Consider the following 8,570-nt stretch of genomic DNA (forward strand, 5'->3'; position numbering starts at 1 on the left):
GGTTCATCATCGCGTCGGTCATCGGTGGTCCTTCAGGTAAAGGGTTGGTGTAAGCAACCAGACCCTACCGGAAAGCGCCGATGACTACCGCGCTACTCAGCTACACCACGTCCCGGGACACGACCTTCGGGCATCGCGGTCGTCCAACCGGGTCACTTCTCAACGACAATCCCGGGTCACGTCCAAACGGCAATCAACACGCCGGTCCCACGCTACCGCTTCGTACTGTTTGCTTTCGATTTGATTCCGGCGCCAGCAGCGACCTGCAGCTGACAAAAGGAAAAGCCCAGCGAACTCATTGAGTTCACTGGGCTTTTTTGGTTGCGGGAGCAGGATTTGAACCTGCGACCTTCAGGTTATGAGCCTGACGAGCTACCGGGCTGCTCCATCCCGCGCCAATATCAAAACGCAGCCGAAGCTTGGTTTTTCGTCGCGACCGGTGTCGCTTCGTGACGGGTATATAGGGGGTGCTGCCCGATACCTCAAGGCTTAAATCAGGCATTGTGATAGTTTTTTGAACAACCGCCACCAGCAGCGGCAGATTGGTTTTGCGAGCAGCCCGGCGCGCAGAAAAATGCTTTCCATGCGCTGCTTTGCTGGTTCCCAGCCGCAAACCATGCCGCTAGTGTGGCCCCAACACCTTTCCGGGACATCGAACATGAAATTGAAGCCGCTTGGCCGCACCGGGCTGAACGTCACCGAAATCTGCCTCGGCACCATGACCTGGGGCAGCCAGAATACCGAGGCCGAAGGTCATATCCAGATCGATCATGCGCTGGAGCGCGGCATCAATTTCATGGATACCGCCGAGCTTTATGCCGTGCCCGGCAGCCCCAAGACCTCCGGCCGCACTGAAGAAATCATCGGCACCTGGTTCAACAAAACCGGCAAGCGCGACCAGTGGATTCTGGCCAGCAAAATCGCCGGCGGCGGCGTGCCTTTTCTGCGCGAGGGCGGCAGATCCGACGCCGCAAATTTACGTGCTGCCGTCGATGGCAGCCTGAAACGCCTGCAGACTGACTATATCGATCTCTACCAGATCCATTGGCCCTCGCGCGGCCATTTCCATTTCGAAGGCTATTGGGTCTATTCGCCGCTGAAGCAGAACACCGCCGACGTGCTGGCCAATATCCAGGATCAGCTCGAAACCCTCGGCGACCTGGTCAAGCAAGGCAAGATCCGCCATGTCGGCGTCTCCAACGAAACCACCTGGGGCATTGCCCAGTGGCTGCGCATCGCCGAACAGCACAACCTGCCCCGCCTGGTCAGCGTGCAAAACGAATACAGCCTGCTGCGCCGCCAGTTCGACCAGGATCTGGCCGAGTTGAGTCACCACGAGCAGGTGGGCCTGCTGGCCTATTCGCCACTCGCGGCAGGCCTGCTGACCGGCAAATATCTCGGTGGCACCATCCCCGCTGGCAGCCGGGCCGAATATCAGAAGGGCCTGTGGCGGCTCAATGACTATTCCGAAGTTGCCGTGCGCGCCTATGTCGAACTGGCCGCAACGCATGGGCTCGATCCGGCGCAGATGGCCATCGCCTTCTGCCTGGCGCGTCCGTTCGTAACCTCGGTCATTGTCGGCGCCACCAGCCTTGACCAGCTCAGGACCGACCTCGGCGGATTGGACATCACCCTCTCACCCGAGCTGCTGGCCGAGATCGAACAGCTGCATCGCCGCTTTCCGCGCGTTCTCTGACGAAATCGGTCGCGCCACCTGTCGCCATTCGCGCATCCTGTCGTATAAGCGATCAGCCTGATTGCTGTTACGCCGGGATGCCATGACGCTGATTACAAGCCTGTTCCCGATCCTGTGCTACTTCGCCTATGGCCTTGGCGTGCCACTGCTGGAAAAACGCCGCCCGTCGCTCTCGATGATCATGAACATGCAGCGCCGCCGCTGGGTGGCCAATGCCACCATGCGGGAATCTCCGTTCGACGCCATCCTGTCGGGCAATATCATGGGCTCGGTAAGCTTCCTGGCCTCCACTGCCGTATTGCTGGTGCTGGCCGTTTTCACCATGTTCGGCCAGGTCTCGACCCTGATGGCCTCGCTCAAGACCGTGTCGCTCGACCGCGTCTATACCGCCAATGAAGTGCAAGTCCATCTGTTGGCCATGCTGGCAATGTTCGGGCTGGCATTCTTCGCCTTTACCCTGTCGCTGCGCCAGTTCAACCATTTCTGCATCATGCTCGGCGCACTGGACCATGGCAGCCACGTGCCACAGGAAGAAATCGACGCCATCGCCGGCATCAATGCGCTGGGCGCGCAGAACTTCAATTCGGGCGTCCGCGCCTATTATTTCTCGGTGGCGACCGTTGCCTGGTTCGCCGCCGAATGGCTGTCGATCGTCGTCGCTTTGGCGACCGTCCTGCTGCTGCTGCACCGCGAGTTCTTCTCGTCGGCCCACCGCACCGCCGCATCGGCCGTCGTGCTGGCCAGCCGTCGCACCCACAAGGACGCCTGATCCCGCGACAAGGCGGGTAGCCTCAGGCGTCCAGATGGGTGTGCAGAAATGCCGCAAGCTCGGCCAGCACCGGCGCCCTGCCGCGCAGCGGCTTGCCGATGGTCATCAGCGTGCCGGCATGCCCCAGGGTCTCGTAATGCCGCTCGGTGACGCTCTGGCCCGCCTCGCGCAGCACTTTGGCCAGCGCCACCGCATTGCGCGGATAGACCAGCGTGTCCTTGTCACCGGTCGCCAGCCACATCGGCGGCACAGCACCCTGCACCAGATTGACCGGCTGGGTCGATTCTGGATCGCGCACCGCACCAAAAGTGCGCAGCGTGATCCGTCCATCAAACGGGAAAAAATCATAGGGCCCGGATAGTCCGGCGATGGCCTTGACCCGCCCCAGCAAGCCCCGGGCCGGCAGATAACGCTGATCCAGCGCCAGCATCGTAGCATTATAGGCGCCCGCCGAGTGCCCGGCCAGGGCGATACGCTGGGGATCGCCGCCAAAGCGCGCGATATTGTCCACCACATAGGCAAACGCCGCCGCGCAGTCCTCAAGAAAATCCGGATATTCGACGTCCGGCAAAATCCGGTAATCCGCGATCACCGTGAAAAAGCCCTGTGCCGCCAGCGCCCGACCGACAAAATCATAGTTCCGCCGCGTCCCATCGCTCCACGAGCCGCCATAGATGAAAAACACCACCGGCAGCGGGCCTTTGGCCTCAACCGGCGCGTAAATATCCATCTGTTGCCGCGCAGCGGGGCCATAAGGCAGGTCCCGCGCCACCTTGCGCGATCCACGGTCCTTGGGGATCAGCGCATTGATAATGCCGAGGATGGAAATAGCCATGCAGGAATTCCGAAACGATATCTGACGATGCTAGGGCTCAAAGGCTAACAGTCCTTCGCGTACCCGGTCACCAGCACTTACGAAGTAACGCGTATTTAAGTTTCCCCACTCAAGGTGATGTCCAGGGCCGCGTCAGGCTCGGAGGGGATGCGTGAACCGGCCGGCCCCAATAGCAGAACAGCTTGCAGCGTCCCCCGCGGCGTCGACGCTTGATATGGCACGCCTGCTGCGTTTCGATCAGCAGGCAGGCGAAATGATCGGGCGTTTCGACCACGTCACCCGGCTACCCAACCGCCTGCAGTTCACCGATTACTTCACCGAGCTCCGCCTGCAGTCCGAAACCCAGCCACGCACACTGGTGCTGGTGACCCTGGCCGAGGCCAAGCATTACAACGAAATCCTGCGCGCTCTGGGCATGGCCTTCGCCGAGGACTTTGTTCGCGCCGGTGCCGGCCTGCTCGGCTCGCTGCTTGCTCCGGATCAGCCGATCCATCACGTCAGCGTCCTCAGTTTCACCTTTGCCGTGCCCGGGCTTGCTCCGGATGAAATCCCGCTCATCGCCTCCACTATTGCCAAAGCGTTTGCCGGCTCACTCCTGGTCAACGGCATTCCGATCAAGAGCCAGGTTGGCGTCGGCCTGCTGCCGATCTGCAGCACCAGCGACAGCGCTGAATCGCTGCGCGCCGTGCTGACTGCGGCGCAGGACAGTCGCCGCACCGATCTGGGGATTTCATTTTACAATCATCGAACCGACGCCGCCCATCTGCGTGCCTTCCGCATTCTGGCGGATCTTCCAGCGGCAATTGAGGCGCGCGACCAACTCACCCTGCATTTTCAGCCGCGCATCCAGATGCAGACCGGCGCCTGCCATGGCGCCGAAGCGCTGCTGCGCTGGCACCATCCCGAGCTCGGCCCGATCTCGCCGGGTGAATTCATCCCGCTGGTCGAACAGACCGCACTGATCGGCCCGCTGACCGATTGGGTCATCGAATCCGCCCTCGCCACCAATCGCGGCTTCCTCGAAGCGGGCCACGACCTGCGCGTTTCGATCAATGCCTCTCCGGTCAATCTGTCCGAAGCCGGCTTTGACGAATCCCTGTTGGCGCGCTGCGCCGAACACGGCCTCGAGCCGCACAATATCGAGCTTGAATTCACCGAAGGCACGCTGGCCACCAATTCCACCCGCACCATTTTGCAGCTCAATCGGTTGCGTGGCGCCGGGGTGGAAGTGGCGCTTGACGACTTCGGCTCCGGCTATTCCAACCTGAGCTATCTCCAACGCATTCCCGCCGATGTGCTCAAGATCGATCAGTCCTTCGTGCGCCCGCTGCGCCAGTCCGGCGACGACGATTTCCTGCTGCGCCAGATCGTCTCCATGGCCAAGGGCATGGGCTTCCGCGTCTGCGCCGAAGGCATTGAAAGCTCTTATGCCTATGATCTGCTCAAGGGTCTGACCTGCGAAGAGGGCCAGGGCTATTTCATGGCCAAGCCAATGTCCGCCGGCGCCTTCCAGGCCTGGCTGGAAACCAGAAGCTAACCGCTCCGCCCTGTATTCTGGCGGCCGCGACAATATCTGACATTGACATTCAGGATAGCGATCGGCTTTATGCCCGAAGCCGTCCACCACCATCCTTTTGTGCCAGTGTCATGCTCGTTTGCCAGTGCAACATGATTACGTCCAAGGAGATCGAGGATATCGTCCTCGAGCTGCTCCAGCAGGACCCGTGGCAATTGATCATCCCCGCCAAGGTCTATCGCGAGCTTGAACGCCGCGCCCGTTGCAGTGGATGCGTGCCAAATGTGGTGGACATTGTCGTGCGCGTCACCGAAGAGTACCACCTCCAGCTGGCGCAACCGCCAGCTGTCGAACTCGTGGAGTTCCAGGCTGGATTGTCGCGCCTGAAGCAGCAGGGAAGTGGAGGTCGTCGTGAAGGGCGAAGCACAGGTAATCGAGCGGCTTAACGAGGCGCTTTTTCTAGAACTCGGCGCGGTGAACCAATATTGGGTGCATTTCCGCCTCCTCGACGACTGGGGCTTCAAGAAGCTCGCGGCCAAGGAACGTGCTGAATCCATTGAAGAAATGCACCACGCCGATCGGTTGATCGAGCGTATTATTTTCCTCGAAGGTCACCCGAACCTGCAGCGCGTTGCGCCGCTGCGAATCGGCCAGACCATCAAGGAAGTGCTTGAGGCAGATCTTGCCGGTGAATACGACGCCCGCGCCGCCTACAAGGCCAGCCGCGAGTTGTGTGAACAGCTCGGCGACTACGTCTCCAAGAACCTGTTCGAGGCCCTGCTGACCGACGAGGAAGGCCATATCGACTTCCTCGAAACCCAGATCGACCTGCTCAACACCATCGGTGTCGAAAAGTACGGCCAGCTCAACTCCGCTTCTGCGGACAGCGCCGAGTAAGCAGCGCTTACACTGAAATCAGCCGCCCGGTCATCGACCGGGCGGCTTTGTTTTGGCTCACAGACTGGCGGCCACCTCGATCAGGAAGCCGCCCGGCGTCATGCAGTAAAAGCCGACGCTGCCGGTGGGCCCGCGATTGGTACGATTGACCGCCCCAACCTCGACATCGGCGGCGACCAGAGCGGCATGCTTGCTGGCAACCTCGGCTTCGTCGGCGACGAAAAAGCCAAGATGAAAGTTGCGCGAATAGGCGATCGTCTCGCCCTTGGCGCCTACCATCAGGTTGAAAACGAAGCCATGGCCATCATCGAGAATGGCAAAGGCATCGCTGCGGTAAGCGACCACGGCAAAGCCGAGATGGCGCTGGAAAAAATCGACGGTGGCGGCAACGTCGGCAACCGCCAGATTGGCGTGATTGAGTTTCATGATTGAGCTTTCGGCTGGGTGGCATGTGCCACCAGGCTCGCCTCGGCCCATCCAGGATCAACAATGGCATTTCAGGACTCCGGCAAGCAGATGTGTCCCGGAACCATTCCAGGGTCATCCGCCGCGGGTCCTCGCGCTCAACGCGCTGGACAGAGCTTTCGCAGCTGCGAAATTGCCGGGCATACCAAAACCGGCTTAGCTTTTTCGGCTGCGACCATAATTACGGGAGCCAATGCTGCCGATCAAGCCCCATCGGGCCATGGTACCAGGGTCAGCCCCGGCCAGATCGACACGACCCGCGCCGCCTTGGCCTCATGGGTCAATCGATTATGAAGCAGCGTATTGGGTGTCAGCCGAAACGAGAACATGTCATCCAGCCCATAGGGCGCAAAAATGCTGAGCCGGTCGTCTGGCTCCAGTCGCACGCCAACCGCATAGGTTTTGGTCGCGAAATAGTCCAGCATTTCCGCGCTGCTTTTCAGCTGCGGATAGGCCATGCCAAATTTTTGTGGAAACCACAGATGCACCCGCGCCTGGTTACGCACCTCGACCGGCACCGCCGCCCCTGAAAACTGCACCCGCGCCCGGCGGATCACCCTGTCCTCAGCCGCATAGGACAGATCGCCGTCGTCGCAATAGACCACGTCGACATCCTTGATCCCGACCAGCAGCGGCCGGCCGGTCAGGTGGTTCCAGACCGAGTTGTAGATCGCCCCCGACACCAGCAGCGGATCAGAAAGGCCCAGTTCCCGCAACCCAGCCAACACCGCCATCAGCAGCGGCGTGGCCCGGATGATGTCGCTCAGTGCCTGTAATTGCCGCGCCGGATCAGCCCCGGCCAGTCGCAGATGATCGCTCATCCAGGAAGGCTAGAGCGATTCCCTTGGCGCCGTCAGCAGCCTACTTCGTCACCGGCTCGAACAGCCCATCAAGCTGGTCCATCACCCGGTCGATACGCTCCGTCTCGCCGGCCGGCGCTTCGGGCGTTACCGCCGCATAGGGCACGCCGCTCGGAAAGGCCCCGAACCGGGTGAAGAACTCCACCATATCGTCGAGCACTGGAGCGCGCCAACGCCACAACGCGCCGATGGCGATCACCGGCTCCATATGGCCAAAGCCCTCGTAGTATTTGGTGGTCACCCAGATGCCATTGGCCTGCAGCTTGGCCGCCAGATTCTCGGTATTCTGCACCCGCACGATCGGGTCTGTCGTCCCGGCAGCCAGGAACATCGCTGGCGCATTCGAAGTCACCAGATTGATCGGCTGCGTCCCTTCCGGATTGTCGGTATCGCCGAAGGCGTTTTGCACTTCGCCATATTCGAACGGATAGAAATCATACGGACCGGACAGCGCCGCTACCCCCAGGATCGGGATCGTCACCCCATATTCCTGCCGGAACGATGGCTCAAGCGCCAGCATCACCGCATTATAGGCGCCGGCCGAATGACCGGCCAGAAACACCCGCTTCGGATCCCCGCCATATTCGGCGATATGATCCTGCGTCCAGCGCAGCGCTGCCGCATTGTCTTCCAGAAACTCCGGGTAATGCACTTCCGGCACCAGCCGATAATCGGCGATCACCGTGACAAAGCCACGCGCCGCAAAGGCCCGGCCCAGATACTGATAGTCCGAGCGCTCCCCCCGGTTCCAGCCGCCGCCATAGATGAAGAACACCACTGGCGCCGGATCGCCGCGCTTTTCCGGCGCATAGACATCCAGGTGATGGCGCGGGCCATCGGCATAGGCGATGTCATCGCCAACTTTGGACGCTCCGCCATCCATCGCTCCTGGCAGGTTGAACGGATCCATCAGCGACAGTGCCATCGCATTGGCCGGCCAGAACAGGGCAAAGGCGACAAGCGCCAACAGGGTGCGGCGCGCCGAAGGGGCAAATGAAAACAGGGGCATCAGGAACAATTCTTCGGAGAAAGATGGCCTTCAAATGACAGCCAAAGCCGAATAATTTGTGACCAGACCGATCACGAACCGGTCAGGGTGGGCATGGCTGCCTTGCGAAACGGGAGCTTGGCGAGGGCAGGCGGACCACAACAACCGGGTGCGTCTGCCCTCTGGCTTAAGCAGTCGCATCGTGGCCCGGTATGGTTAACAAATCGTTACTGTCCGGCTGGTGCAGGCCATCAGGAAAGCAGGAGACGAAGCTTCGCACCTCGGCGAGAGGGGCGCCATGGCTTGCGGCTCTTGGATCGCCAAGGCTAAAGCCCGCCGGCAGATTGAGCCGCTCCCCCGGCTGGCTTGTCGAACCCAAACAGTGCCGAGCGGTCAAATGCCAGAGCGACACCGCACAAGGTCGTGTCCCGGGACGTGGTGTAGCTGAGTAGCGCGGTAGTCATCGGCGCTTTCCGGTAGGGTCTGGTTGCTTACACCAACCCTTTACCTGAAGGACCACCGATGACCGACGCGATGATGAACC

The 8,570-nt window shown here is 60.9% G+C and carries 9 protein-coding genes and 1 tRNA gene; 5 read left to right on the forward strand and 5 right to left on the reverse strand.

Features of this window, described 5'->3' with window-relative positions:
* Nucleotides 1–318 precede the first annotated feature (318 nt).
* Nucleotides 319–395, reverse strand: a tRNA-Met gene (locus ABIT12_RS09845).
* 263 nt (nucleotides 396–658) lie between these two features.
* Between ABIT12_RS09845 and ABIT12_RS09850 the strand changes: the two genes are divergently transcribed.
* Nucleotides 659–1,696 (forward strand): aldo/keto reductase, encoded by a 1,038-nt coding sequence (locus ABIT12_RS09850; protein ID WP_348042116.1) that lies wholly within the window; start codon nucleotides 659–661, stop codon nucleotides 1,694–1,696.
* Nucleotides 1,697–1,778: 82 nt separating this feature from the next.
* Nucleotides 1,779–2,465 (forward strand): DUF599 domain-containing protein, encoded by a 687-nt coding sequence (locus ABIT12_RS09855; RefSeq protein ID WP_348042117.1) that lies wholly within the window; start codon nucleotides 1,779–1,781, stop codon nucleotides 2,463–2,465.
* Nucleotides 2,466–2,487: 22 nt separating this feature from the next.
* On the opposite strand, the gene ABIT12_RS09860 is transcribed toward ABIT12_RS09855, so the two are convergent.
* Nucleotides 2,488–3,300 (reverse strand): alpha/beta hydrolase, encoded by an 813-nt coding sequence (locus ABIT12_RS09860; protein WP_348042118.1) that lies wholly within the window; start codon nucleotides 3,298–3,300, stop codon nucleotides 2,488–2,490.
* Between the two features lie 151 nt (nucleotides 3,301–3,451).
* Between ABIT12_RS09860 and ABIT12_RS09865 the strand changes: the two genes are divergently transcribed.
* The 3 genes from ABIT12_RS09865 (at nucleotide 3,452) to bfr (ending at nucleotide 5,713) form a co-directional block, all read left to right on the forward strand.
* Nucleotides 3,452–4,837 (forward strand): GGDEF domain-containing phosphodiesterase, encoded by a 1,386-nt coding sequence (locus ABIT12_RS09865; protein WP_348042119.1) that lies wholly within the window; start codon nucleotides 3,452–3,454, stop codon nucleotides 4,835–4,837.
* 110 nt (nucleotides 4,838–4,947) lie between these two features.
* A complete protein-coding gene (locus ABIT12_RS09870; RefSeq protein ID WP_348042120.1) occupies nucleotides 4,948–5,262 on the forward strand; it encodes a (2Fe-2S)-binding protein in 315 nt (104 codons plus the stop codon).
* Nucleotides 5,228–5,713: a bacterioferritin gene (gene bfr / locus ABIT12_RS09875; RefSeq protein WP_348042121.1), complete on the forward strand. Its 486-nt coding sequence runs from the start codon at nucleotides 5,228–5,230 to the stop codon at nucleotides 5,711–5,713. The genes ABIT12_RS09870 and bfr overlap by 35 nt, the downstream gene beginning before the upstream one ends.
* A gap of 57 nt (nucleotides 5,714–5,770) precedes the next feature.
* Here bfr and ABIT12_RS09880 read toward each other — a convergent pair whose 3' ends face one another.
* The 3 genes from ABIT12_RS09880 to ABIT12_RS09890 form a co-directional block, all read right to left on the reverse strand.
* On the reverse strand, nucleotides 5,771–6,139 hold the full coding sequence (locus ABIT12_RS09880) for a VOC family protein (protein ID WP_348042122.1): 369 nt from the start codon (nucleotides 6,137–6,139) through the stop codon (nucleotides 5,771–5,773).
* Nucleotides 6,140–6,381: 242 nt separating this feature from the next.
* The gene (locus ABIT12_RS09885) at nucleotides 6,382–6,999 is read right to left on the reverse strand and encodes a nucleotidyltransferase family protein (protein WP_348042123.1); all 618 of its coding nucleotides are present in this window, start codon (nucleotides 6,997–6,999) and stop codon (nucleotides 6,382–6,384) included.
* 40 nt (nucleotides 7,000–7,039) lie between these two features.
* Complete coding sequence (locus ABIT12_RS09890; RefSeq protein WP_348042124.1) at nucleotides 7,040–8,047, reverse strand: alpha/beta hydrolase; 1,008 nt, start codon at nucleotides 8,045–8,047, stop codon at nucleotides 7,040–7,042.
* Nucleotides 8,048–8,570: the final 523 nt, after the last annotated feature.

This window comes from Devosia sp., from assembly GCF_039927955.1.
Taxonomy (GTDB): domain Bacteria; phylum Pseudomonadota; class Alphaproteobacteria; order Rhizobiales; family Devosiaceae; genus Devosia.